Source organism: Bradyrhizobium sp. AZCC 1588, assembly GCF_036924735.1.
In the GTDB taxonomy this organism is placed as follows: Bacteria; Pseudomonadota; Alphaproteobacteria; order Rhizobiales; family Xanthobacteraceae; genus Bradyrhizobium.
Genome location: NZ_JAZHSC010000001.1, coordinates 205287 through 230744, shown reverse-complemented (window position 1 = coordinate 230744; position 25458 = coordinate 205287). Strand labels below are relative to the sequence as shown.

The following is a 25458-nucleotide window of genomic DNA, read 5'->3' as shown; positions in this document are numbered from 1 at the left end:
GAGATCGTAGCCGAGCATTGCTCCGGGAATTTCCGCTTTGGAGGTGGCGAACCTAGCCTGCGAAATACGCGCTCTGGTTCATTCGCGTGACTATTGCCATGTCCGCCTTCTCGTCCGCTATCGATTTCGAGTAGTGTCAATTCGAAAAACGCGGTGGCCGACCATGACGGAGCGTCTTGCATTTCGCGGCCCGACGTGCTGGCCCGCAAACTGGCTATCTGAGGGGATAAAGAACTCGCCGATCACACGGCCCGCCACAGCGTGGGAGTTCGGCACAACAACCCGACACGGATCGGAGGGACAATGAATCTCAATCTCACCGGCAAAACCGCTCTCGTTACAGCCGCAAGCGGCGGCATCGGAAGCGGTGTGGCGGAAGCGCTTGCCGACGCGGGCGTGCGGGTGGCGATCAGCGGGCGCACGCTGGCGACGCTCGAAATGGTTGCCGATACGCTCGCTTCTCGTGCGGGTGGACGGCCGGCGATCGTGGTCGGGGACGTCGGCGCCAAGAGCGGGCCAGCCCAAATCGCGGCCCAGGCAGCGGCGGCACTCGGTGGTCGCATCGACATCCTCGTCAATAGCGCTGGTGGGGCGAGACCGATCACCGACGAAGCGGATGACAGCTATTGGGAGGAGTCGTTCGCTCTCAACTTCATGGCGGCGCGGCGGCTGACCGATCTCGTCATTCCCGCGATGAAGGCGGAGCGCTGGGGGCGGATCATCAGCATTTCCGGGGCACTGGTTGCGCCGAGGCTCAATGCCGCGGCCCCCGCCAAGGCGGCGCTGGCGAGTTGGTCACGGACGCTGGCGTTCGAGCTCGGCGCGTACGGGATCACGGTCAACACGATCGCGCCGGGGCGCATCAATACGGCGCAGATCCTGAAGTTGCATCCGACGGAGCAGTCGCGGGCCGATTACATCAAGCAGAACATTCCTGCCGGCTATTTCGGCGAGCCCTATGACGTCGGCCATCTCGTAGCGTTCCTGGCCTCTCCGCTCGCCCGCTACATCAACGGCGCTGCGATCCCGGTCGACGGCGGCGCGGTGCGGCGGGCGTTGTAGATTTGGAGCGGGCCGCTTGCCAGTTTCGAGGAGTTGGCTGCGGCGTTACAGCGATGCACGCTGCGCACACTGCGGCCGCAGAACACCGAGCTTTCCGGCGCGATATCGGCGGCGTTTGGCGTAAACAGCGTATTCTGGAATGGCGCGCTCGGAGAGATTCGAACTCCCGACCCTCGGAATCGAAATCCGATGCTCTATCCAGCTGAGCTACGAGCGCCTGCGGTCTGCCGATATCAGACTTAGCTCGGCAGGGCCAGCAGCGGAAGCTAGTAGCAGGGATGCCGCCGGCGGTCCTGGCCGATATAGGCGGCTGCGCCCTGGCGGCAGAGGACAGTGGAGGGGCCGTCGTAATAGGCGAAGGTGCCGGGCTGCGGGCCGGGCCCGTAATTGTGCAGGAAGCTGATGGGGTAAGGCAGGCCCCAATTGTGCAAGTGGTGCCGATTATGGCGGGCGTCCGCCAGGTTTGGGGCGAGGGCCGCGGCGGAGAGGAGGGCGGCGGCAACGAAAAACTTTGCTTTGGTCATTTCGATTCTCCGGAAGTCCCACTGAAACTGTAGTGATTCGATCTGAACGGGCAGAAATTCGTGCGAAGAAAGCGCGTTAAAACAACAAGATAGAAGCCTGAGCTGTGATTCGATCGAAGCCCGTAACCCCTGCCATTTTTGCTGATCCAGCGTCCCATTCTAGGAGAATCGGGCAGAAATGCTGCGGAAAGCCATCCTAACGCGCCCATTTTTGGCCTCAAGGGATGCTTAACGAATTCCCAACACAGTCCGGCCAGAGTTCTGTCCGGTCAGACTTCAAGGGCCGACCTATCCCCGTCTGACAAAGGCTACCCGGTTCCCGATCGACCCATGCGCATCACGTCTCTTGCCTTGCTGTCCCTCTCGGTCCTGGTCGCGAGCCCGGCGCGCGCCGACCTGCATATCACGCGCGACCACGGCGGTTATGTCGAGGAGTACAAGGCCAAGTACAAGCGCATCCGCGACCGCAAGGAGCGCGTCATCATCGACGGCATCTGCAACTCGGCCTGCACGCTGGTGTTCGGCATCGTGCCGATGAACAAGATCTGCGTCACGCCGAAGGCGAGCGTTGGTTTCCACCAGGCCTATTACGACAAGGCCTTCACTTTCGGCATCAAGGTCACGAGTGCTGAAGGGACGTCAGACCTGATGTCCTATTATCCGGAAACGGTGAAGGACTGGATCCGCCGCAACGGCGGGCTCACCACCGAGATGAAGAAGATCAGGAACGGCCGCGAGCTCTGGAGGATCGTCGATCCCTGTCCGGAAGAGTGGTGATCGCCCCGTTACCTATCTCGCAAGCCCCTGGAACGTGACTATGCCGCGATAGGGCCGCGCTTTACAAATTCGTTCTTCGATATCTGAAGTCGCGCCGGCGGTCCCGCGTGACCAATCCTTGCCGCACAACATGCGATCGGGCAACAGGGGCGGCAAATGACTGGCGACTTCGAAAAAATTGCCGCGCGCGCGGCGCCGGCGATCTTCGTCGTGCTCTGGAGCACGGGCTTCATCGGCACCAAATATGTGCTGAACAGCGCCGAGCCGCTGACCTATCTCGCGATCCGAATGGCGTGCGTGGTCGGACTGATGGCGATCATCGTCGCGGTCGCGCGGCCGCGCTGGCCAGATCGCATCGGCATCGCGCACAGCGCCGTCGCTGGCATTCTCGTGCACGGCATCTATCTCGGCGGTACGGCGATCGCGATCGCACATTCGATTCCGGCTGGGCTCTCGGCTTTGATTCCGGGCCTGCAGCCGATCCTCACCTCGACGCTTGCGAGCCGCTGGCTCGGCGAGCGCGTTACGCCGCTGCAATGGAGCGGATTGCTGCTCGGGCTCGCCGGCGTCGTGCTGATCCTGCACGACAGGCCGATGAGCGGAGAGGCGGGCTGGGGATGGCTCGCCTCGGCCATCTCGCTAATCAGCATCACACTCGGCACGCTGTACCAGCGGCGCTACTGCAGCGCGATCGACTGGCGGTCCGGCAATCTCGTGCAATACGTCGCGGTGACGATCTTCTTCGGTCTCGGCGCATGGCTGTTCGAGACCAACGAGGTGCATTGGACCACCGAGTTCATCCTGGCGCTGGCCTGGCTTGCGGTCGTGCTATCGATCGGATCGATCGGGCTGCTCTATTGGTTGATCCGGCGCTCGGCCGCGACGTCGGTAGCGAGCCTGTTCTATCTGGTGCCCGCGGTGACGTCGCTGATGGCCTATGTGCTGTTCGGCGAGCGGCTGGACGCGGTCTCGATCGCCGGCATGGCCGCCTGCGCGGCGGCCGTGCTGGTGGTCAACCGCCGCTCAGTTTGAAGTAGAGCGCTCGGCCTTCCTGCACGTATAAATTTCATGAGACATATCAGTATTTTCCCTGGGTTGTGCCCATTAAGGCGATCGTAAGCAAAACGGGTCAGATTGGGCGCGATTTGGGGGATTTCTCGTCATGACCACGCAATCCACTGGAAAGTTCCTGCCGGCGCTCAAGCTGCGCCTCGGTACCAAGGCTGTCATCTGTGCGATCCTCCTGATCGCGGTGAATACCGCGCTCGTGGTCGGGGCGGCCCATTGGTCGCTGACTTCCGAATTCGGCGACCGGGCGCTACGGGACATCGAGGTCAACCTGCGCACGCTGGGTCTGGCATTTGCCGAGACCTATAGCGACGCCAAGATCACCATCAAGGATGGGGCGGTCGCCCGGGCCGAAATTCCGAAGATGCCCGAGTTCAAGGACCACGCAATTGTCGATCGCGCGGTGGGCTATGCCGGCGGCAACGCGACGCTTTTCGTCTATGACGACGCCAGCAACCAGTTCGTCCGCCGCACCACCAATGTGAAGAAGGAGAACGGCGATCGCGCCGTCGGCACTCAGCTCGCGGCCGACCATCCCGGGCAGGCGGTGGTGCGCCGCGGAGAGGCCTACCGCGGCCCGGCAACGCTGTTCGGCAAGACGTTCATGACGGCCTACTACCCGATCGTGAATTCGGCCGGCAAGGTGATCGGGCTGCTGTATGTCGGCATTCCCATGGCTCACTACGAGAGCATGCTGTCGCATGCCATTCAGAACATGGCGATCGCAGCCGGCATTGCCGCGCTGCTGGTGATGATGCTGACCATGCTGATCGTGCGGCGGGTGACCAAGCCGCTGACGTCGGTCACGGCCTCGCTTACCGCAATCGCCAACGGCAACGCCGACGTCGAAATCGACTGCGACGACCGGACGGACGAGATCGGCGAGATTGCGCGTACGCTTGCGGTCTTCAAGAACAATTCGGTCGAGCGTCGGCGTATGCGCGACGAACAGACCGCGGCTGCCGCGGCCGCGGCCGAGCAGCGCAAGGCGGAATTGCGCGGCTTCGTCGACGAGTTCCAGACCGGCATTGGCGGCATCCTCGACAAGGTGCTGAGCTCGTCCAGCGAATTCGAGCGCGTGGCCCGCCAGCTCACCGACACCGCGCGGACGACCGCAAGCCTGTCCGGCAAGTCGGCCGGCGCGTCTGAGACCGCCTCCGAGCATGTCCGCACCGCGGCGGCGGCCTCCGACGAGCTCTCCAGCTCGATCGCCGAAATCACCCGCCGGGTCCAGGAATCGAACGGCATCGCAGCCGACGCCGTCAAGCAGGCCGCCGCCACCGACCAGCGCATCAACGAATTGTCGGAAGCCGGCGCCCGGATCGGCGACGTGGTGAAGCTGATCACCTCGATCGCCGAGCAGACCAACCTCCTGGCGCTCAACGCCACCATCGAGGCGGCGCGGGCAGGCGATGCCGGCCGCGGCTTTGCCGTGGTGGCGCAGGAGGTCAAGAGCCTCGCCGGTCAGACCGCGAAGGCGACGGAAGAGATTTCCAGCCAGATCGGCAGCATGCAGCTTGCGACCGAAGAGTCGGTCAGCGCGATCAAGGCAATCGGCCAGACCATCGAGCGCATCAGTGATATCGCCACCTCGATCTCGGCGGCCGTCGAGCAGCAGCGCGGCGCGACCCAGAACATCGCGCAGAGCGTGCGCGCGGCGGCGAGCGGCACGGCCGATGTTGCGGCCAACATCCGCAACGCCGCGCAGGGCGCCGACGAGACCGGCGAAACCTCGAGCCGGATGTTTGCCTCTGCACAGAATCTGTCGAGCGAAAGCCTGCACCTGAAGGCCGAGGTGGAAAAATTCCTCGACCGCGTCCGCGCCGCCTGACGGAAGCGTGGCGGCGGGCTACGACTTGGTCCGTCATTCCGGGATGGTGCGCTAGCACCAGACCCGGAATCTCGAGATCCCGGGTTCGATGCTTGCGCATCGCCCCGGGATGACGGTTGCGATTGCTTTCGCAACCGTCACTTCGGTTGCGGCACGATCCGGATATAGGGCTTCGGTGCCTTCCAGCCGGCCGGATAGATCGTCTTCGCCTCGTCGTCAGACACCGAGCCCGCTATGATGACGTCTTCGCCCTGCTTCCAGTCGGCCGGCGTGGCGACGCGATGCTTTGCGGTCAGCTGCAGCGAGTCGATCGCGCGCAGGATCTCCTGGAAGTTGCGGCCCGTGGTCATCGGATAGACGATCGTCAGCTTGATCTTCTTGTCGGGGCCGATCACGATCGCGTTGCGGACGGTCTGGTTGTCCGCAGGCGTGCGGGTGAGGGGATCGCCCGAGGTCGAAGCCGGCAGCATCTCGTAAAGCTTGGAGACGTTATAGTCGGTATCGCCAATCATCGGATAGTTCGGTGCCGCGCCCTGCGTCTCCTTGATGTCCTCGGACCATTTCGAATGCCGGTCGACAGGATCGACGCTCAATCCCATCAGCTTGACGCCGCGCTTGTCGAACTCCGGCTTCAACTTCGCGAGAGCGCCGAGTTCGGTGGTGCAAACCGGCGTGAAATCCTTCGGATGCGAGAACAAAAGCGCCCAGTTATTACCGATCCAGTCGTGGAATTTGATTTTCCCTTCCGTGGTCTCAGCTTCGAAATCGGGGGCGGTTGCGCCAATTGGGAGTGCCATGGTTTCACCTCATGTTATTCAAGTTACAGGGAAAATTGCCTTTAACATTATAGGAGTCTGAAGCGGTTAAGTGAACCGGTTAGCGTAAAAGGTGAGATCCTTCTCCGCGAGCCCGGAATTCCTAGCATCTTCTTTTGGTCCGCGCCTCTGCGACGAAAAGAACCGGCGGGCCTGCATTCGATGGTGGAAGCCTGGTTTGGGAGCCATCCTTTTGTTTTCACAACCGTTCCGCTTTTTTGCCGTCGCTGCCCCGATATTGCCTTTTATGGCCCGCATCACGCCGGCCGCTTTGCACCAGGGAGTGCATTTGGTCTGAACCGTGACCGACCTCACAGCGACCAATTGGCAACCATGTAAAAATCAAGGAATGCGGGTTTCGAATCGTTAACCGCTCGTTCATGGCCCGTATGGAAATGCTGGACTGGAATTGAAATTGAGAAGTGCAACTATGTCTGCCGCGACCACTGAAATGTCCCTCCAACCATCCTGCCGCAAGACCGCTGCTCATGCGCTCACCATCGTGCGCGACGGCGTGATTACTGGCGAAGGCCCAACGACCAAGGGCCGTATCCATTTCTCCCGTGCACTCGATGCCGATGACGCCGCCTGGTGCGCGCGCATCCTCACCGTGAGCGCCATCGAGCATGAGCCGGTGAGCCGCGCTGAAATCGAAGCGCTGTTCGAAATCAGCGATGCGGCTGCGGAACGTACCGACGACGGTCGTTTCGACGATCTGCTCGCCAAGGCGGTCGCCCACCATGCCGCTTCCGAATCCGGCCTGCCGGTGCCGCCGCGCACGGTCGCGCTGTCGCCGGATACGCCGATCGAGAGCTGGGCGCCGGTGAAGGCCGCCAACATCGACACCAAGGTGCTGGAATGGATTGCCAGCCAGATGCGCGGCAAGCGCCACAGCAACCATCGCCTTGCGGCGCTGGTCGCTACCCTCGTCGGCGCCGCCGCGCTGCCGCTCGCGCAACTGCCGGGCATGCTGGACATGGGGCTGCTGTAGGTTCATTTGGCGATCATCGGTTTTCAAGGCGGCGGGGTAGTGCCCGCCGTTTTTGTTTTGAAGTCCTGCGTCGGTCCTCTGGTGTCATCCCCTGCGCATGCGGGGGATCCAGTACGCTGCGGCCTATCGGTTCAATCACTGCTGTCTCTGGAATATTGGGTCACCCGGTCCGGGGCTTCGCCAAAGGCTTCGCCGAGACTTTGCCGTGCTGGCGCGCCGAAGCTTTAGCGGAGGCGGCAAGCCGGGCGATGACGGCTGAATATGCGTTCGCGATCTCGCCGCATCATCTGCGCGAGGTTTGCCTGAAACTTCCCGCCCTCTCCAAGCAGAGGGCGCAGGGAAGACCGGGTGCTAGCTGCACCCGAGGTCTCGTGTGCCGTTGCGCATAGCAAAAGACGCACACGAGCATACAGGTACAGCGGAAACACTCCGGCCTTCCCTGCGCAATGGCTTTACGGCTTACTTCGTGCTCTTCCCGGAGAACGGCTTTCTTGCCTCCGTCATCGGCGGGACACTTCCCGCCAACTTAACGCCAGCACCGCGGCGCCAGAACCACACGACTTCACCGTACGTTTCAGGCGCGTACGTCTATCGCGCCATCCGCGTCCATCGCATCTCACCGCGCGTTCGTGACGATGGCCAACGCCCCTCATCTGCGACGAGACGAGCGGAGTTATGCGACTGATTTGCCCTGCAAGTGAAGCGGAATATTTTTGTTTCCGGAGCTTGACACGATTTCTGAAAATCAGAAGTGATCTGCCTGTCGGGCACTCATGGCGAGAGTCAGCCACGGGTTAAGAACAATCAATGACTTGCCGGTCGCACCTTGTGGCTCATCTGGCCGAAAATGGGCATTCGTCGCACGATTGGTGCGACCGAGCCCACGCATCGACTTCGATCAGGTCAAACCAATTCTCAAGGAGATTAACAGCCAGATCGCTCGCTGGCTCCGCTGTACGCATAGGTAGAGCGGTCGCCGAGCAAACGGATTAACCAGATGAACGAGAGAGCTTGTCAATGAAAGCTACGATCAAGCGCGACAGTTCTTCAGGGCGATCCAAGCTCGGAAGATGCGCTGTATCTTTCAAATCATGCTGCTCAGCTTTGGGAATAGTAGATGCGACATGGAGAGCCCGTTCTTGAACATACGGGAGGTCAAGGTTCCCCCACATAACGAGTGTTGGCTTCGCAATCTCGCGCATCCGCTCGTAATTTGGCGGCGCGCCGAGATCCCTTCCGGCAGGTGGCAGTCGGAGCGCATGGCCGTGCATTTCCAAGAAGAGTTCGCGAGGCGCGCCCGCGACGCGCCCTTCGGCCGCCAAGGCGCCGTCCAGGAATATCCGCGCTTTGATCAAGTTCAGGCGATCCAAATCTTTCTGACTTTCCGCATCCCTCATTTGGTCTAGCAGAGCTTTGACCGCTGGCGGAGATGCCGGCGGAGGAGCGCCAGTCACGGAGGGGGCGACAAGTATCAACGCGCGAATTTTTGCGGGCTGCTGGAGAGCCGCATCGATCGCGATCAAGCCTCCTTGTGAGCAGCCCACCAAGATCACCGACCTATCATCCGACAGGGCGCCGATTACTGTCATCAAATCGCCAACGGCTGAGAAATTCTCTTCGTTCGCGAAAGTTTGGCCAAATCCACGACGATCATAGGCGATCGCTTTATTGCTCGCGCTGACAGCAAGCATCTGAGCCGCCCACATACGACTATCTGCGATGTTCGCGTGCAGGAATACGACAGGATCGCCACTTCCCAAGACCTCAGCGGCCAATGTCGCATGACCGGACGTTATCTTTTCCATTCTAGTATCTGCGCTACCTCTCGTCACGGAGTTTCATCTCAATCTATTCCTCGAGTTAAGCGACACAATCGTTACAAGTGCGGATGCGGCGAGTATGCCGAACCGCATTGTCCGCGGATTCAGCGAGTCATAGGGTTTAATTCTCGCTCTGGCACCCCATATGAAGTCTATGGCACAATGGAAATCGTCAACCACGCGGCAACCATCGATGACAAAGGATGAGTTGCGCCAGATGCTGACCGAGGCGGTGCGCAATACGCAGCCAATCGCGGATCACAAGCCGAAACGCGCCCCGGAGGCCGAGGACGATCAGTCCTAGCTAGCCGCCGCTCATTCGCAATAGCCAAGAAACACACCAGGCGCGGTTTCTAATGTCGATCCCGACAGCCTGACCTAATCGAACGCTCAAAAAAGGAATAGCGGATGCGGATAGCTGCCAAGCCCACCGAACAAGAGATCATCGAGGGGCCGCAAGCGGTGTCATTTCAGATCGCGAACGGAACTGCGCGGCAGCGCTGCGTTCTGCAAACCGAGCTGCCGACCAAGGCTCTGGCGCAAAAATTTCTTCTCGCAAATTGGCCTGTTATCGAAAAGATGGCGCGCGACGCGCTCGCGGCCGGAAAGCTTGAAGACGGCCAGATCAAACTCGTCATGGCGGCCTGAGCAGTTCATTATCAACACCAATTTGGATTTACAGGACAAGTCATGCTGAAAGATCGCGAGAATATTCTGAATGCGCTCCGCGAAAAGCCGCTTAAGGTCTACCAAGTCATGCGACGTGCCAATCTCCCCAATGAGGAAGCCTGCCAATCCCTGCTTCTGAAGATGCGCGACGAAGGCCTCGTGAAGTTCGATATCCATAAGGGTCATTGGCTCATCGGGTAGTCAGATCCATGCGGCGGGGTTATTTCCCCGTCGCCTCCCGGTTAGTTTTGCTCTGCGACAGGATTGTTACATTTGTGCGGAACCGGCCTCCGAGTCGCGGAGCATTGGCCGGGGCCGGCAAATCCTGTTTGGAAACACATGGAAACATTGGAGCCTGACATCGTTCTTCGATGGAAGGAGGCCCGCCATGAGCAAGTTTCATGAGAAGGTCGAGGCTCAGACCAAACAGATCATCGGGCAAATGCTCGGCGACGACCTGCTGGTCCGGGAAGGTCGGGAGCAACATCGGCAAGCGACGGAGCCCGAACCGACTGATCCCGTATCGTCCGATGGCAGCGATGATCAGGGCATCGTCCGTGATCAGCGGGGACAGGAGCAACCCAAGGACAAGGAGCGTGCCCAGCACGTGAGCCGGGTCGACCGCGGCGGCGATCCGCCTGGAAAGAAGATTTCAGGCAATCGCTAAATGAAGCAATCGCTAAACGAGAGAAGAGGCGGTGTTGGACCGACTCTTCTCCAGTGCTCGTTGTTAGCTACTGACAGATATGGCGCCGGCCGTCTCCACCGATGAATGTCGTTCCGGGTTGACAGACGAAGCCGCTATTGTAGTAGCGCGGCCCGTAACCATAATTGTAGGCGTAGACGTCGTTTCGGAATGGCGCTGTCGCAATCGCGCCGGCCGTGCCAATCGCGCCGCCGACCACGCCGGCGGCTATCTCACCCGGCCAGAATCCGCTGTGGCGATGATAAACCCGGTCCTGGGTTTGCGGCTTACGGATGGCATCCGACCGTCCGTGAGCATCCTGCGCCAGTGCCGGCGCCGCGACCGCGGTCGAAAGAACCGCCGCTGCGGCTAGGAGCTTCAAGTTCATGAGTTGTCTCCGTTGCACTTATAGGAGCCAACCGGAGGCGCCTGCGACCGTTCCGATATCGTGATCGGTTCGCTTCAAACGGATGTGAGGTTTCAGTTCCAGCTTCTGTTTTGCCAAGGCGCTCAATCAGCAAAACGCACCATGGTTTCGCAGCCGGGTAATCGGGCATTTTGGCGCACTGAAATCCATCGATGCTCGCGGTCGTGAGCTGGGGCGATCCCGGCTCTTCGGGAACGATGCCCTGTAGAGCCGATTGACCAGGACAGAACTGACCGCCATTTGCGAGGTCGCCATGAAGAGCAAACGTATCGGCGCCGACGATGAGGCGCAGGTTCACGTCGTCATTCTGGACACCGGCGAGGAGGCGTTTGCCGCGCTCACCCGTTCGCAGCCGAATCCGGGATTTTTGCAGCCTCGCTGACAGCGATCGGCGCCTTCGAACAGGCGACGGTCGGCTGGTTCGACGTCGTCGCAAAGAACTACCGGAAGATCGAGGTCGACGAACAGTGCGAAGTCCTCAGCGCGATCGGCGACGTAGCCGCCGGCGATGACGGCAAGCCCAGCCTGCACGTTCACGTCGTGCTCGGCCTTGCCGATGGCTCGACCCGCGGCGGTCATCTGCTGGCAGCAACCGTCAGGCCGACGCTCGAAGTGATCTTGACCGAAGCGCCGGCAGCGCTTCGACGCAAGAAGAGGCCCGACCTCGGCATCGCCCTGATCGATCTTGCGGCGGGGGGCGGGTAGCGCATCCGACGAGCGCCTTTAGGAACCAACTCATTCGGTCCCATGTTGTCAGCCCATGCTCCTCGGCGCCCAGGTAGCACCTTGGCAATCTGTTTCGACTTCCGGCGCAGAGTCTCATAGCTCCCGCCGGAGTTCGAGACCGTAAGGAGACACGGCAGCAAAACGATCGCCGAGGTAGTAGTTTCGCGGGTCGAAGAAATTATTTGCGCACCGGGCGCCAGCGTAAGCAAACGTTTAGCCGCTGCCCGTAAAATGCCGGCATCAACTTCTGCATTTAACCTCTGGTTAGTCATGCGCCTTCTGCCGATGAAAGAGCCGGACAGGTCCTGGCGGTCGATCAAGGGCCAGTGGAAGAAGGACGCCGAAAGCGTCGGCGAGGACTTTTCGACTTTTTCGACGGGAAGCTATGCGGCCTATGACGGGTTGACCAAGGAAGGCGATCACCCGAGTCTGTACTGCCTGTCAGACGGCGAGCGCATCCATGCGGCCTGCCAGGTCAGCCGCCTGATGATGAGCAAATTTCCGGATCCCATCCTCCGCGCGCGCTTTATCGTGGTGTCGCCGGTTTACGAACTCGGCATCGCCGATGCCCGTCAGTACGCCCAGACGATGGTGGCGCTGTTCTCGGGCATCGTATGGCTGTCGAGGGATACGATGTCGGCGAGCCACATCCGGTTTTTCCTGCGCAGTCCCGGAGACTCGCAGTTCTTTGCGGCGCTGCAGGCGTCGACGCCGGGCTCGCTGTTTTCGAAGTTCACGATCGACGGGGCTCTGATCGAGTGCAGTCTCAAGGAAGACGAGATGGCGGAATCCGCCTGATTCGGCGGCCGCTTTAACCTCCCGATAACTCATTTTGCTAACGCCGCCTTGGCTTGTGGTCCCTACAACACGCGCCTGTTGAGGGGCAGCGAAAATGCTGAATAATCCGTCGGACGACGTCATCGCGGAGAGCCAGCCGCTGTTCGGTCGCGGCATGCCGTGGCGGATCAGGCTGAGCGCGATCCAGTGGCTGATCCTGAGTGCCGCAGGGCTCGTGGTCGCGATCATGCTCGGCACCGGCTATTTCGCCATGCAATACCGCGAGCGCGCGCTGGAAGTCGCCGAGCGCGAACTCAACAACAGCGCGCTCTTGCTGTCACGGCATTTCGACCAGCAATTGAACGATCTCCAGCATGTGCATGAGGACGTCGTGTCCGGCATGCGGGCCGACGGGGTCGATACGTCGGAAGAATTCGAACAGAGGATGTCGACCTTAAGCGCGCACGAGATGCTGCGCAGCAAGCTTTCGGCGCTGCCCCATGTCGGCGCGCTGAACCTGTGGGACGTCAAGGGATGGCTGATCAATTCCTCCGAGATGTGGCCGGTCCCCGATCTCAGCATCGCGGACCGTCAGTACTTCAAGGAGTTCACGTCGGGAAAGCCGACCACCGATGTGATCGTCGAGCCGGTCGTCAGCAAGGTGACGAGGAACTGGACCACGCTATTTGCGCGCAAGATCGTCGGCCGCAATGGCGAGATCATCGGATTTGCCAGCCGCGGCGTCGAACCGTCGCATTTCGAGGCCTTTGTCGGATCGCTGGAGCTCAACAGCGATACCGCGATCTCGATGATTCACCGCAACGGCACCATCATTGCCCGCTATCCGAAGGACGACAGCCTGATCGGCTTCAATGTCGCCGGAAGCGAAGCCTTTCAACGCGCGCTGGCCGTGGATGGCAATATATCCGGGCGCTTCACCAGCGCGAGGCTGGCGGAAGACAAGGTCGGCGCGGTCAAGTCGCTCATGCACTTCCCGATCCTGATCGTGGCGACCACCCGAACGGAGGCTGCGTTGGCCGACTGGCGGGCGCAGACCAGACTGCAATTTTTCGCGGCCGCGCTGGCGATCATCGTCGTGATCGGCATGGTCTTCCTGATCGTGCGCCAGCTCCGCCGCCAGCATGCCGCCGCGCAGCGCAAGCTTTCGGAGAAGAGCCAGCATCTCGACACCGCCATCAACAACATGACGCAAGGACTGCTGCTGTTCGATTCCTCGGGCCGTCTCGTGATCTGCAACAGGCGCTATATCGATATGTTCGGGCTCTCGCCGGAAGTCGTCAAACCCGGCTGTCATCTGCGCGACCTGATCCGGCACCGTCAGGAACGCGGCTCCTTTCTCGGCGACGTCGACGCCTATTGCGAACGCTTCCTCGATCCCAACGGCAGTCTCGTTCAGGACACCGTGACCTCGACGCCGGATGGACGCACGATCCGGCTGATCTTCAAGCGGTCGGCGGACGGCGGCTGGGCCGCGACGCTGGAAGACGTTACCGAAGGCCGACGCGACCAGGCCAGGATCGAACATCTCGCCCATTACGACGCGCTGACCAATCTGCCGAACCGGACCCTGTTCCAGCGCCATGCGGAGGGACTGCTGCTGGAAACGGAGGGCCACGAGTTCGCGATTCTCTATATCGACATCGACGAGTTCAAACGCATCAATGACACGCTGGGACATCTGATCGGCGACGAGTTCCTGAAGGGCGTGGCGGAGCGGTTGCGCCAGTCGGTCGGCGCTGAGGATTTCATCGCCCGCCTCGGCGGGGACGAATTCGCTATCCTTCAGCACGGCATCGAGAGCGCCGAGGACGTTCGCGCGCTGGTCGCGCGGATCTATCAGGCGCTGCGTACCCCGTTCGACTGCCATGGCCATCAGCTTTCCAGCGATGCCAGCATCGGTATCGCGATTGCCCCGCGCGACGGCTCGGACCTTTTCGATCTACTGAAGAACGCCGATCTCGCAATGTATGCGGCGAAGGCCGCCGGCCGCAGGACCTATCGCTTCTTCGATCCGGAGATGGAGCAGCAGGCCAATCATCGCCGCGAGCTGGAGGCAGACTTGCGCGAGGCGCTGGTGCAGGGCGGGTTTGAACTGCACTATCAGCCGCAGGTCGATCTGAGCGGCGACGGCGTCACCGGCTGCGAGGCGCTATTGCGCTGGCGGCATCCGGTGCGCGGCATGATCTCGCCCGCCGACTTCGTGCCGGTCGCCGAGGAGACCGGCCTGATCGAGGAGATCGGGCAATGGGTGTTGCGCACCGCCTGTGCCGAAGCCGCAGTCTGGCCGGCTCATGTCCGAATCGCCGTCAACGTCTCGCCGATCCAGTTCCGGTCGGAAACTCTGTCGATGAAAGTCGCCGCTGCCCTTGCCGAGACGGGACTTGACCCGCGCCGGCTGGAGCTGGAGATCACGGAAGCCGTTCTGATCGCGGACGACGACGCGGCGCTTGCGGCGCTGAACCAGCTCCGCGCGCTCGGCATTCACATCGCGCTCGACGATTTCGGCACCGGCTATTCCTCGCTGCAATATCTGCAGCGCTTCCCGTTCGACAAGATCAAGATCGACCGCTCCTTCGTCAAGGAAGTGACGCGCAATTCCTCGTCGGCCTCGATCATCCGCGCGGTGGTCAGCATCGCCGCCGACCGCAACATGATCACCACGGCCGAAGGCGTCGAGACGTTGCAGCAGCGCGAGACCGTGCAGAGTCTCGGATGCACGCAGATGCAGGGTTATCTGTTCAGCGCCGCGCGCCCTGCGCAGGAAATCCGCGCGCTCTTGGCATCGGGGGAGGCCGGCGTCGAAGCCGCGGCGTGAGGCGTATATGCCCTAACGGCGCGCCTCGGAAATCGCCTTCCTGAGAATTCGCGACAGCAGTTCCACCGAGTAGGGTTTCTGGATCAGCTCGAAGCCGCGGTGGGCGCTCTCCGCCAGCACGTTGCTGTAGCCGCTGGTCAGGACCACGGGCAGGCCGGGATAGCGTTCGCGCACGATGCCAGCGAGCTCGACGCCGTTCATCCCGGGCATGATGACGTCGGAAAACACCAGGTCGGCGGAAAACTCGTCCTCGGCCAGGATTGCGAGCGCGGCGTCCGCGCTGGCGACACGGCGCACAGTGTAGCCGAGATCTTCCAACAGCTCGGTGGAGAACTGGCCGACGTCGTCATTGTCCTCAACGACTAGGACGCGGTAGCCGCGGCCGCGGGCCGCGGGCTCGCTGGCGGTCGCGGCGGCTTCGCTCGTATCGGCCGGCACCGCGGCCTGCGGCAGGTAGATCGTGAAGGTCGCGCCCCGGCCGGGCTCACTTGCAACTGCGATATCGCCGTCGGATTGCTTGGCAAAACCGAACGCCTGGCTCAGCCCGAGGCCGGTGCCCTTGCCGACTTCCTTGGTGGTGAAGAACGGCTCGAAGATCGTCTCGAGCAGGGCAGGGGCAATGCCGCAGCCGGTGTCGGTCACGGTGATGGCGACGAAGTCACCGCTGCGGGCGGGCTGGGCACGCAGCGGCGGAATCGCATCCACCTTGCGGACCTGAATGGTCAGCCGGCCCTCGCTGTCCATGGCATCGCGGCTGTTGACGGCGAGATTGATCAGCGCGGTTTCGAATTGCGCGACGTCGGCGATTGCGAAGCAATTGAGATCGGCGATTTCGACGTCGATCCTGATCCGGGCACCGACGAGGGGGCGGATCAATTGCGCGACGGACTCGACCTGGGTGCCGACGTTGAACACCTGCGGCTTGAGCGGCTGCCTGCGGGCGAACGCCAGCAATTGTCCGGTCAGCTTGGAGGCGCGCTCCACCGTCTCGGCGATCGCGTCGATATAGCGCCGTCGACGCTCTTCCGGCAACTCGCGGCGGCGCAGGAAATCGGTCGCGGAGCGGATGATGGTCAACAGGTTGTTGAAATCGTGCGCCACGCCGCCGGTCAACTGTCCGACCGCTTCCATCTTCTGCGACTGGCGCAGCGCTTCCTCGCCCTGGCGGCGCTCGGTGACGTCGATGGCCTCCGGCACTGCCCCGATGACGGCGCCGTGCCGGTCGTGCAGCGGGCGCATCGCGAAATCGAAATAGCGGTCGCCGATCGGCAGGTGCAGCAGCATTTCAATCCTGGCCTCTTCGCCCTGCATGACCGTGATGAAGGCGTCGCGGACGGCGTCGCGCATGCCGGAGGTCGCGGCAAACCATGGCGTTTCCCAGAACGGCTGGCCGACCACCGCGCCGGCGTCGGCGCGGATGCCGGCCAGCGCCGTCCTGTTGGCATAGAGCACGTCGCCATGCTGGTTGAGCAACGCCTGATATTGATGGCTGGTCTCGAAGATCGCCCGCATCTGGGCTTCGCTGGATTCGAGCTGCGCCGTCCGCTCGGTGATCCGCAGTTCGAGAATTTCGTTCAGCCGGCGCAGATCGTGCTCGGCCTGCTTGGCCGAGGTGACGTCGTGGGCAACTCCGATGAAGCCGATGTGCTTACCGGTCGGATCCCAGCGCGGCTGGGATTCCGAGCGCAGCCACCGCCATTCGCCGTCGGCGCGCTGATAACGGGCCTCCAGCACGAACGGCTTGAGCGATGCTTCGCCTGCGACGGATTCCTGGACGACGCGCGCGGCGTCGTCCGGATGCAGCCTTTTGCGCCAGTCGAACACGATGGCTTCCTCGAACGGCAGTCCAAGGAAATCGACATAGGCCTGGTTGGCGAAGGAACGCGTGCGGTCGAGCTTGGTGACCCAGATCGGCACCGGCGCGCTGTTGGCGATCAGGCGGAAGCGTTCCTCGCTTTCGCGCAAGGTTTCCTGCGCCAGCATCTGATCGGTGACGTCGCAATCGGCGCCGACGAGGCGCAGCGCGCGGCCGTCGGCCTCGCGCTCGATCTTAGCGACGACGCGGATCCAGCGGACCGCGCCGTCGTTCGGCCGCACGATGCGGTATTCGGCCGAATAATCCTCGCTCTGGCTTTTCAATACGCCGAACAGGTGCTGGACCGTTCGCTCGCGATCCTCGGGATGGATTCGACTGACCCATTCCTCGTAGGTCTCGTTGGCCGCCTCGGGTGGCAGCCCGTGAACGATAAGATATTCGGGGGAGCGGCGGTTCTTGACGCCGTCACGGAAATCGATTTCGAGGCCGCCGACGCCGGCAATGCGCTGGATCCGCGCCAGCTCCGCTTCGCGCTCCTGCAAAGCACGATGAGCACTGTCGCGCTCGCTTGCGATTTCCTGCAGATATTGCCGCAAGCGCTCGGCGGCGGCAGCTTCAGGCAGGAGGTTCGTCGTGTCGGAAGGTGTCATGCGTGCCGGCAACCTCTGCCGGCACTTTCACACAAGAGCCGGCGCGTTTGCCAGCCTCATTTGCTCTTGGTGGTTGACCGGCAGTTATAGGCCCGGCGGAACCCGGCGGCCTGCGCATCTTCCTCGGAACAGAACCAGCGATCCGGCTGGGTCAGTCCCGGATAGGAGCGGCATGCCTGCAGATGGTAGATGCCGAGGTTCCCGGTGACGCGCGCGCGTACCGCGTACTTGCCCTTGATGTTGCAACTCGCCGGCATCACGAGATCCTCGGGGAACAGCGCCTCACGGATTTCGCGATCGCGATCAGCGCGGCACGCAGCGCCGAGCAGGGGGCCGTCTTTCTTCCCGGCGCGGAACTCGCGCGGCGCGACGAAGCAGCCTTTCCAGAGTCCCTGGCGGTCATCCTTGGCGCGCGCCTCGTCCACCGTGAAGCGCCCGCTGGCGGAGGCCTCGACATTCAGGGCAAATCCCTTGCGGACCAGCAACTGGCTGAGACTTGTGGTGTCGCCCTCGATCTTGCACACGCCGATGCGCCGCTTCTTGTAGACGGGATCGGGACCCAGATCGTCGCAGCGGACCTGTTTGCCGCCGATCAACTTGGTCAGTTGATCGCGCGCCTCGATCCCGCAGGTCCAGCTATCGGCGTGTTCGTCAATGCAGAGTTGATCGACGGTGGGCGCCTCGATGCCGTCGAGGCGGTAGGTGACATTGCTGAGCTGAAGTGTGCCGCCATCCCGCACGATGGCGGTGGCAGCCAAACTCTGGCTGGCTGGAAGGACAATCGACAGCAACGCCGCAACCAGAATAATTCGTGATCGCATCTGATTCATTTCAAATCAATTCCACACCCGCCGCAGCCTTCTAGCATAAGCTGATGTGATTGAACCAAGATGCCGGCGCTAATGGCGCAAGCGAAGCAGGTTGGGGAAAGCTGCGAGCGCAGTTGCGACCAGACGACAACGGCCCATTGACTTCATAGGAACAAAATAAGAACATGGGCCACCTCGCTCAACACGGATTATTGCCATGTCGTCCTCTTCACAGCCGAAGTCCGAAGAGAGCGATGAGCTGGAAGCCGCTGTAGATCAGGCGATTTCTGCCTGTGGTGGGGATATGAGGGCGACGATCCGCGCGTTGATCGTGGCCAACGAATATCTGGAATCCGAGGTCGGCGAGCTGATGAAGGCGGTATCCCACGCCTATGCGCGGGGCCGCTTCAACTCCTATTCCGGCTGAATTACCGCCAGGCGGCACCGCGAAGCCGGTACGAGACCGTTGCCTCCATCGATTTTTGCTGTACGACGGGTGTGTTACCCGCGTCCCGCATGTCTCATTGCGGGGGAGGATCCCGCCCAAAGCTCAAGCAAGAAGAACATGTTCAAGAGAATTCTGATCGCAAATCGCGGCGAGATCGCCTGCCGGGTCATCAAGACTGCGCGCCATATGGGGATCGAGACGGTCGCGGTGTATTCCGAAGCGGACCGCGATGCGCTCCATGTCGAAATGGCGGATAAGGCCGTGCTGATCGGCCCGCCGGCGGCCGCCGAGAGCTATCTGTTGATCGACCGGATCATCGACGCCTGCCGCAAAACCGGCGCAGAGGCCGTGCATCCCGGCTACGGCTTTCTTTCCGAGCGCGAGGCGTTTCCGCGCGAGCTCGCCAAGGCCGGCATCGTTTTCATCGGCCCCAATCCCGGCGCCATTGCCGCGATGGGCGACAAGATCGAATCCAAGAAGGCCGCCGCGAAGGCAAAAGTCTCGACCGTGCCGGGACATCTCGGTGTGATCGAGGACGAAAAGCATGCGGTGAAGATCGCCGACGAGATCGGCTACCCCGTGATGATCAAGGCCTCCGCCGGCGGCGGCGGCAAGGGCATGCGGATCGCGCATTCGAAGAAGGAAGTCGCCGAGGGCTTCAACCTCGCCAAGGCTGAGGCCAAATCCTCGTTCGGCGACGACCGCGTCTTCGTCGAAAAGTTCATCGTCGATCCGCGCCACATCGAAATCCAGGTGCTCGGCGACAAGCATGGCAATGTGATCCATCTTGGCGAGCGCGAATGTTCGATCCAGCGCCGTAACCAGAAGGTCATCGAGGAAGCGCCGTCGCCGCTGCTCGATGAGACCACCCGCCGCAAGATGGGTGAGCAGGCGGTGGCACTGGCGAAGGCGGTGAATTACGATTCGGCCGGCACCGTCGAATTCGTCGCCGGCCAGGACAAGAGCTTTTACTTCCTGGAGATGAACACCCGTCTGCAGGTCGAGCATCCCGTCACCGAACTCGTCACGGGCATCGACCTGGTCGAGCAAATGATCAGGGTCGCAGCCGGCGAGAAGCTTTCCATCGCTCAGAAGGATGTCACGCTCACCGGCTGGGCTGTGGAATCGCGTGTCTATGCCGAGGATCCCTTCCGCAACTTCCTGCCGTCGATCGGCCGGTTGGTGAAATACCGGCCGCCGGTGGAAGCGAGCCAGGACGGCGTCACCATCCGCAACGACACCGGCGTGCAGGAGGGCGGCGAGATCTCGATCCATTACGACCCGATGATTGCCAAGCTCGTGACGCACGCGCCGTCACGGGCCGCCGCCATCGAGGCACAGGCCACGGCGCTCGACGCGTTCTACGTCGACGGCATCCGTCACAACATTCCGTTCCTGTCGGCGCTGATGAACCATCCGCGCTGGCGCGAAGGCAAGCTTTCCACCGGCTTCATATCAGAGGAATTTCCAAAAGGGTTTTCGACGCGTCCGCCGGAAGGCGAGATCGCGCGGCGGCTGGCCGCCGTGGGTGCCGCGATCGATCACGTGCTCGGCGAGCGCAAGCGCCAGATTTCCGGTCAGTTGACCGGCCGCCTGGTGCAGCGCGAGCGCCGCCGCGCGGTGTGGCTCGATCGCGACGAAATCGCGCTGGACGTGGCACGCGAGGCCGACGGCATCGCGGTGCGTTTCATCGGTGCCGATGGCCTGCCGGGCAATCCGCACAACCTGATCTCGGCCTGGACGCCGGGCGAGCCGGTCTGGCACGGCACCATCGACGGCCACTTGGTCGCAATGCAGGTACGCGCAATCCCGAACGGCTTCCGCCTCGCGCACCAGGGCTTTGAAGTTGCAGTCAACGTCTTCACTGAAAGCGAGGCTGCCGCCGCGAGGCTGATGCCGGTGAACTCGGCCGCCGACACCGGCAAGAAGCTGCTGTGCCCGATGCCCGGGCTCGTGGTGTCGATTGCGGTCGCCGAAGGGCAGGAGGTCAAGTCCGGCGAGACTTTGGCCGTGGTCGAAGCGATGAAGATGCAGAACGTGCTGCGCGCCGAACGCGACGGCACCGTGAAGAAAATCCATGCCGCGGCCGGCGCGACGCTGGCGGTGGACGCGCTGATTTTGGAGTTTGCGTAGACGCAACCCCCGTCATTGCGAGCGCAGCGAAGCAATCCATCGTGCGGCAAAGGAAGTATGGATTGCTTCGTCGCTGCGCTCCTCGCAATGACGAATGAGGAGCCTCCTGATGTCTTTCCGCAAACGCCGTGAAGCTCTGCGTTCCATCCTCGCCGGCCCCGCCTGCGTCCGGCCAGGATCAGTCTATGACGCAACCTCGATCCGCATTGCCGAAGACCTCGGCTTCGAACTCGGGATGTTCGGCGGCTCGGTGGCCTCGCTTGCCGTTCTCGGCGATCCCGATATTGCGCTGATCACGCTGACGGAGCTGGCCGAGCAGATGCGGCGGATGTCGCGCGCTTCGACACTGCCGGTATTGGTCGACGCCGACCACGGCTACGGCAATGCGCTCAATGTCCGCCGTACCGTGCAGGAACTTGAGGCTGCCGGCGCTGCTGGCCTCACGATCGAGGATACGCTCTTGCCGCAGGCGTTCGGGCAGGCTGGAACGCAATTGATTCCGCTGGAGGAGGGCGTCGGCAAGATGAAGGCCGCGCTTGATGGCCGCAGCGATCCCTCGCTGGTCATCATGGGCCGCACCGGCGCCGTGTCCGTCACCGGCCTTGACGACGCCATTGGACGTGCGAGGGCGTATGAGGCCACCGGCGTCGATGCGCTGTTCTTCACGGGCATCAAGAGCCGGGGCGAGCTGGAAGCGATTTCCGCCGCGACGAGATTGCCGATCGTGCTCGGTGGTGCGCCCGAGGACATGACGGCGCTGGATTATCTCGCCGGTCAGCGCGTGCGGATCGCGCTGCAGGGCCACGCGCCATTCGCCGCCGCCACGCAGGCCGTCTACCAGACGCTGAAGGCGTTGCGTGAGGGAACCTCGCCGAAAAATTTGAACAGCCTTGCATCTGCCGAGTTGACCAGCCGGGCCATGCGCGATGCCGAAATAAAGGCGCGCGCTGGCGCCTTTCTCGGGTTGAAGAATAAATGAGCGATGCAATTCGTCATGTCACGATAAGCGGCCGGGTGCAGGGCGTCGGCTATCGCGCCTGGGTGGACGACACGGCACGGGCGCGCGATCTCGAAGGCTGGGTGCGCAACCGCAGGGACGGCCGTGTCGAGGCGGTGTTCGCAGGTCCCGCGGAGCCGGTGACCGCGATGATCTCGGCTTGCCGGCGAGGGCCGTCATCGGCCCGGGTCGAGGCGGTACAGGACGACGCCGGCAATCCCGAGATGCTGAAGCTGCGGCGGGCAGGGGAGCGGTTCTCGGTGCTGCCGACGATATAACGTCGGTGCCTGTTTGAACTGGGGCCCGCTCTCGGAGCCTCCGACCTTGACCGACCGAGTCGCCAATGGCCTATTCGAAGATCGAACGCGCAGAGCAGATATCAATTATCCGACTGGGTGGAGACGGGCGATGGACATTCGATCGACGCTGGCGGGTTTATGTGATGCCTTCAACGCGCACGATCTTGATCGCATCATGGCATTCTTTTCTGACGATTGCGTCCTGGAGATGCCGCGGGGAAGCGAGCCTTGGGGGACTCGTTTCGAGGGCAAACGGAACGTAAGAGAAGCGCTGGCAACACGCTTCGAAGGCCTGCCTGACGTCCACTACGGTAACGATGAGCATTTTGTGGATCCGACTGCCGAGACCGGCATCTCAAAATGGACCCTCACGGGCACCACCCGCGAGGGCACGAGAAAGGAGGTCCGAGGTTGTGACTTCTACACGTTTCGCAACGGGAAGGTGATCCGCAAGGACTCCTATTGGAAAATCGTGGAATAGGTCGGTGTTGGCTTTTCGCGTCCAGCAAAGCGGATATCGAGCCACTTCTTGCACAATTAGGTAGCAGCTACGCGCCCTAGCTAATGCGCCCGTTCGCCCGGCGCGAACTCGCTATCGTGCTGGATGGAGGCGCTGTCGACATACTGCAGGTCGACTGAGGAATACACGATGCTGCGGTTGCGGCCGAGGCGCTTTGCCTCGTAGAGGGCGGTGTCGGCTTCTCCCACCAGCGCGGCCTCGTCGATCGTCGAACGGGTTTTTGCGGCAACGCCTGCGCTGATGGTGATGTAGCCGCGGCTCGAGGCCGTGTTCGGAATGCCGAGCGCCCGAACCGTCAGCCGGATGGCTTCGGCAACCTTCATTGCGTCGTCTTCCGAGCTGTTCGGCAGCACGACGGCGAATTCCTCGCCGCCATAGCGCGCGGACAGGCCTGACGTGTTGTCGGTCGCATTGCCGATGGCTTTTGCAACCGCCTGCAGGCAACGGTCGCCGGCCTGATGCCCGTAGGTGTCGTTGTAGCCCTTGAAATTGTCGATATCGAACAGCAGCACCGAAATCTCTTCACAGGCTTCGTATTCGCGCCGCAGGAAGCCATCGAAGGTGCGGCGGTTGGTCAAGCCGGTCAATCCGTCGGTCGCGGCAAGCTGGGTGAGGCGGCGGTTGAGCTGGGTCAGCTCATCCTCCATCCGCTTGCGTTCGGTCACATCGCGGATGACGCAGAGGAATTCCGTCCGCGCCGGGTCGCTGGTTGCAGAGGCCATCTTGAACTTGCTTTCCACCCACGCCAGCGTCCCGTCGCCCCGATAGTGCCGAAACACGACCGTGCTGACGCTATCGGCGCCGTCGATCCGGGTGGTCGCCGCTTTGACGCTCTCCCTGTCGTCGGGATGGACCAGGTCGAAGCATGACTTGCCGAGCAGATCTTTAGGACGCAATCCCAGCACCGGCTCGGCCGATCGGGAAACATAGCGGAGCAGGCTGTTGGCATCGATGAGGATGATGATATCGGCGATGTTGTTGGCCAGCAGGCGATAATGCGCCTCGCGCTCGCGCAGCGCGCGCTCGGTCTTGCTGCGGAAGCGGAACTGCAGGGCAACCAACGCCGCCAGCATCAGGATCATGCATAGCAGAACGCCGGCGACGATGGCGTCGGTCCGCAAGCCCTTCCACCATTCGGAGAGCAGCCAGTCTTCCGACATAGCGACGGTGACCACCATCGGGTAGTGCGGCGTCACCTCATAGCCAAGGTGCTTCACGAGGCCGTCGAACGGCGAGATGATCTTGTAGTATCCGACAGAACTTTGCTTGAGATGCTTCCTGAACAGGTCGGTCTTGGAGAGATCCGTGCTCTTGTCCGACTGCGGCCAGCGCATCAGGAGCGCACCATCATTCCGTATCAGGCTGATGCCACCGTCGGGGCCGAGCTGGAATGTCCGGTAAAAGTTATTGAAGTAATCCTTGTCGATCGCTGCGGCGACGACCCCGCCAAAGCTGCCGTCGAGCTTGGTGATGCGTTTCGAAAGAACGATCATGGAGGATCGCTCGTCCACGCGGGATTGCATCAGTTCGCTGATCCGAAGCGTGTTGTCCGGTTTGTCACGATGGTAGGCGAAATAGCTGCGATCCGAGATGGTATGGCGCGGTGTCTCCGTCAATGACGAATAGGTCCAGTTGCCCTTGGCATCTGCGACGCCGATGCTCCGCAATTGGGGCAGCGTTTTCGCCGTTTCAGCGAGGTATCTGTTGAACCGGTCCGGATCGGGATCCCTGTATTTCAGCAAGTCGACCATTCCGCCCATCGCGATATCGACCGCCTGGATGGTGTGCGAGGCATGCTCGGAAAGCGAATGCGCGAGGTTCTGGATCTCGGAGCTGCCGCTCGCCAGCGCCGCCTTCTTGGCGTCGAGCACCTTCCAGGCCATGACGCCGAGGATGCAGGCGGTCATGACCAGCGCAAAGGCGATGACCAGGGACGTCGATGTCACCCGCCGCAGCGGCCCGCCGGGGTCTGGGGGATTTCGATGGGGCATTCCGTGCCTTGATTGCCGCGCCGGACCTTGTTGCTGGCAGCGTGCCAGCGGAGTCTAAGACGCGACCGGTACTGGGCGGTTAACGAGCTGTCCGTGAAAACACGGAAGCTATGAACCCGAGTTCCATTTCGGGAACCCGGACTCTTGGAAAGCGTGACGCGCGGATTGGGTCCTCCAAACCGCAAGAGGTCTTGACAGTCGCACAGTAACGTCAGATATTTCTGTCATGACAGAAAAGACCGACAAAAAGAAACTCCCTGCCGTGGTCGAACGGTTCATCCTTCACTGGGGCGACATGGGGGACGAGTGGGGCGTCAACCGCTCGGTCAGCCAGATCCACGGTCTGCTGTATCTCGCCGAGGCGCCGATGACCGCGGAGGATATCGCCGAGACGCTCGGTATGGCGCGGTCCAACGTGTCCAATTCCATCAAAGAGCTGCAGGCCTGGAATTTGATCCGGCGGGTGCCGATCCTCGGCGACCGGCGCGATCATTTCGAGGCGGAAACCGACATCTGGGAAGTGGCGGCGCGGATCGCCGCCCGCCGCAAGGAGCGCGAGATCGATCCCGCCATCGATGCGCTGCGCGCCTGCGTTTCCGACGCCGCTGACGATCCGACCATCAGCCCGGTCGCGGCCAAACGGCTGAAGGAAATGCTGGCTTTCACCGAACTGGTCGACCGTTGGTACACGCAGATGCTCAACGTGCCGCGGCCGAGGCTGGTCGCGTTGATCAAACTTGGCGAGAAGATCGTCAGCTTCTTGCCGGCGGGGAAGTCCAAATAGGGG

General features: G+C 62.0%; 22 protein-coding genes, 1 tRNA gene and 1 pseudogene. 15 read left to right on the top strand and 9 right to left on the bottom strand.

Features of this window, described 5'->3' with window-relative positions; translation table 11 throughout:
- Nucleotides 1-303 precede the first annotated feature (303 nt).
- Nucleotides 304-1062 (top strand): SDR family oxidoreductase, encoded by a 759-nt coding sequence (locus tag V1277_RS01005; protein ID WP_334414678.1) that lies wholly within the window; start codon nt 304-306, stop codon nt 1060-1062.
- A 140-nt stretch (nt 1063-1202) separates the two neighbouring features.
- Here V1277_RS01005 and V1277_RS01000 read toward each other — a convergent pair.
- Nucleotides 1203-1279, bottom strand: a tRNA-Arg gene (locus V1277_RS01000).
- A gap of 49 nt (nt 1280-1328) precedes the next feature.
- Nucleotides 1329-1586 (bottom strand): hypothetical protein, encoded by a 258-nt coding sequence (locus tag V1277_RS00995; protein WP_334414677.1) that lies wholly within the window; start codon nt 1584-1586, stop codon nt 1329-1331.
- Between the two features lie 330 nt (nt 1587-1916).
- On the opposite strand from V1277_RS00995, the gene V1277_RS00990 reads away from it, so the two are divergent.
- The 3 genes from V1277_RS00990 to V1277_RS00980 all read left to right on the top strand — a co-directional run bounded on the left by V1277_RS00990 (nt 1917) and on the right by V1277_RS00980 (nt 5262).
- Entirely contained in the window at nt 1917-2363 is a 447-nt protein-coding gene (locus V1277_RS00990) for a hypothetical protein (protein WP_334363268.1), read from the top strand.
- A 156-nt stretch (nt 2364-2519) separates the two neighbouring features.
- Nucleotides 2520-3395 (top strand): DMT family transporter, encoded by an 876-nt coding sequence (locus V1277_RS00985; RefSeq protein ID WP_334414676.1) that lies wholly within the window; start codon nt 2520-2522, stop codon nt 3393-3395.
- Nucleotides 3396-3525: 130 nt separating this feature from the next.
- On the top strand, nt 3526-5262 hold the full coding sequence (locus V1277_RS00980) for a methyl-accepting chemotaxis protein (protein WP_334414675.1): 1737 nt from the start codon (nt 3526-3528) through the stop codon (nt 5260-5262).
- Nucleotides 5263-5399: 137 nt separating this feature from the next.
- Here V1277_RS00980 and V1277_RS00975 read toward each other — a convergent pair whose 3' ends face one another.
- Nucleotides 5400-6059 (bottom strand): peroxiredoxin, encoded by a 660-nt coding sequence (locus V1277_RS00975; protein ID WP_334414674.1) that lies wholly within the window; start codon nt 6057-6059, stop codon nt 5400-5402.
- Nucleotides 6060-6528: 469 nt separating this feature from the next.
- Between V1277_RS00975 and V1277_RS00970 the strand changes: the two genes are divergently transcribed.
- Entirely contained in the window at nt 6529-7068 is a 540-nt protein-coding gene (locus V1277_RS00970) for a hypothetical protein (protein WP_334414673.1), read from the top strand.
- A 989-nt stretch (nt 7069-8057) separates the two neighbouring features.
- Here V1277_RS00970 and V1277_RS00965 read toward each other — a convergent pair.
- Together V1277_RS00965 and V1277_RS00960 are read right to left on the bottom strand one after the other, a co-directional pair.
- On the bottom strand, nt 8058-8873 hold the full coding sequence (locus tag V1277_RS00965) for an alpha/beta fold hydrolase (RefSeq protein ID WP_334414672.1): 816 nt from the start codon (nt 8871-8873) through the stop codon (nt 8058-8060).
- 480 nt (nt 8874-9353) lie between these two features.
- Nucleotides 9354-9743 carry a hypothetical protein gene (locus V1277_RS00960; protein WP_334414671.1) on the bottom strand — a complete coding sequence of 130 codons (390 nt, stop codon included), beginning with the start codon at nt 9741-9743 and terminating at the stop codon, nt 9354-9356.
- A gap of 202 nt (nt 9744-9945) precedes the next feature.
- Between V1277_RS00960 and V1277_RS00955 the strand changes: the two genes are divergently transcribed.
- The gene (locus V1277_RS00955) at nt 9946-10224 is read left to right on the top strand and encodes a hypothetical protein (RefSeq protein WP_334414670.1); all 279 of its coding nucleotides are present in this window, start codon (nt 9946-9948) and stop codon (nt 10222-10224) included.
- A gap of 67 nt (nt 10225-10291) precedes the next feature.
- Here the strand turns inward: V1277_RS00955 and V1277_RS00950 are convergent, their stop codons facing one another.
- Nucleotides 10292-10630, bottom strand: coding sequence for a hypothetical protein (locus V1277_RS00950; protein ID WP_334414669.1), 339 nt, complete (start codon nt 10628-10630; stop codon nt 10292-10294).
- A 292-nt stretch (nt 10631-10922) separates the two neighbouring features.
- Between V1277_RS00950 and V1277_RS00945 the strand changes: the two are divergent.
- From V1277_RS00945 to V1277_RS00935, 3 genes and pseudogenes are all read left to right on the top strand, one after another.
- A pseudogene (locus tag V1277_RS00945) lies at nt 10923-11374 on the top strand (PPC domain-containing DNA-binding protein).
- Nucleotides 11375-11665: 291 nt separating this feature from the next.
- Nucleotides 11666-12193: a hypothetical protein gene (locus V1277_RS00940; RefSeq protein WP_334414668.1), complete on the top strand. Its 528-nt coding sequence runs from the start codon at nt 11666-11668 to the stop codon at nt 12191-12193.
- Nucleotides 12194-12287: 94 nt separating this feature from the next.
- Nucleotides 12288-15008 carry a bifunctional diguanylate cyclase/phosphodiesterase gene (locus tag V1277_RS00935; RefSeq protein ID WP_334414667.1) on the top strand — a complete coding sequence of 907 codons (2721 nt, stop codon included), beginning with the start codon at nt 12288-12290 and terminating at the stop codon, nt 15006-15008.
- A gap of 12 nt (nt 15009-15020) precedes the next feature.
- Here the strand turns inward: V1277_RS00935 and V1277_RS00930 are convergent, their stop codons facing one another.
- Together V1277_RS00930 and V1277_RS00925 are read right to left on the bottom strand one after the other, a co-directional pair.
- Entirely contained in the window at nt 15021-17474 is a 2454-nt protein-coding gene (locus V1277_RS00930; RefSeq protein ID WP_442894434.1) for a PAS domain S-box protein, read from the bottom strand.
- 56 nt (nt 17475-17530) lie between these two features.
- Nucleotides 17531-18295 (bottom strand): thermonuclease family protein, encoded by a 765-nt coding sequence (locus V1277_RS00925; protein WP_334414665.1) that lies wholly within the window; start codon nt 18293-18295, stop codon nt 17531-17533.
- A gap of 205 nt (nt 18296-18500) precedes the next feature.
- Here V1277_RS00925 and V1277_RS00920 point away from each other — a divergent pair, with 205 nt between their 5' ends.
- The 5 genes from V1277_RS00920 (at nt 18501) to V1277_RS00900 (ending at nt 22641) form a co-directional block, all read left to right on the top strand.
- A complete protein-coding gene (locus tag V1277_RS00920; protein WP_334374705.1) occupies nt 18501-18710 on the top strand; it encodes a hypothetical protein in 210 nt (69 codons plus the stop codon).
- A gap of 138 nt (nt 18711-18848) precedes the next feature.
- Nucleotides 18849-20864, top strand: a complete 2016-nt coding sequence (locus V1277_RS00915; protein WP_334414664.1) for an acetyl/propionyl/methylcrotonyl-CoA carboxylase subunit alpha — start codon at nt 18849-18851, stop codon at nt 20862-20864.
- Between the two features lie 109 nt (nt 20865-20973).
- The gene (locus tag V1277_RS00910; protein ID WP_334414663.1) at nt 20974-21843 is read left to right on the top strand and encodes an isocitrate lyase/PEP mutase family protein; all 870 of its coding nucleotides are present in this window, start codon (nt 20974-20976) and stop codon (nt 21841-21843) included.
- The gene (locus tag V1277_RS00905) at nt 21840-22139 is read left to right on the top strand and encodes an acylphosphatase (RefSeq protein WP_057845542.1); all 300 of its coding nucleotides are present in this window, start codon (nt 21840-21842) and stop codon (nt 22137-22139) included. The genes V1277_RS00910 and V1277_RS00905 overlap by 4 nt, the downstream gene beginning before the upstream one ends.
- A 130-nt stretch (nt 22140-22269) precedes the next feature.
- Complete coding sequence (locus tag V1277_RS00900; protein WP_334374709.1) at nt 22270-22641, top strand: nuclear transport factor 2 family protein; 372 nt, start codon at nt 22270-22272, stop codon at nt 22639-22641.
- An 80-nt stretch (nt 22642-22721) separates the two neighbouring features.
- Here V1277_RS00900 and V1277_RS00895 read toward each other — a convergent pair whose 3' ends face one another.
- The gene (locus tag V1277_RS00895; RefSeq protein WP_334414662.1) at nt 22722-24626 is read right to left on the bottom strand and encodes a diguanylate cyclase domain-containing protein; all 1905 of its coding nucleotides are present in this window, start codon (nt 24624-24626) and stop codon (nt 22722-22724) included.
- Between the two features lie 271 nt (nt 24627-24897).
- Between V1277_RS00895 and V1277_RS00890 the strand changes: the two genes are divergently transcribed.
- Complete coding sequence (locus V1277_RS00890) at nt 24898-25455, top strand: GbsR/MarR family transcriptional regulator (protein WP_334414661.1); 558 nt, start codon at nt 24898-24900, stop codon at nt 25453-25455.
- The last annotated feature ends 3 nt before the right edge of the window (nt 25456-25458 follow it).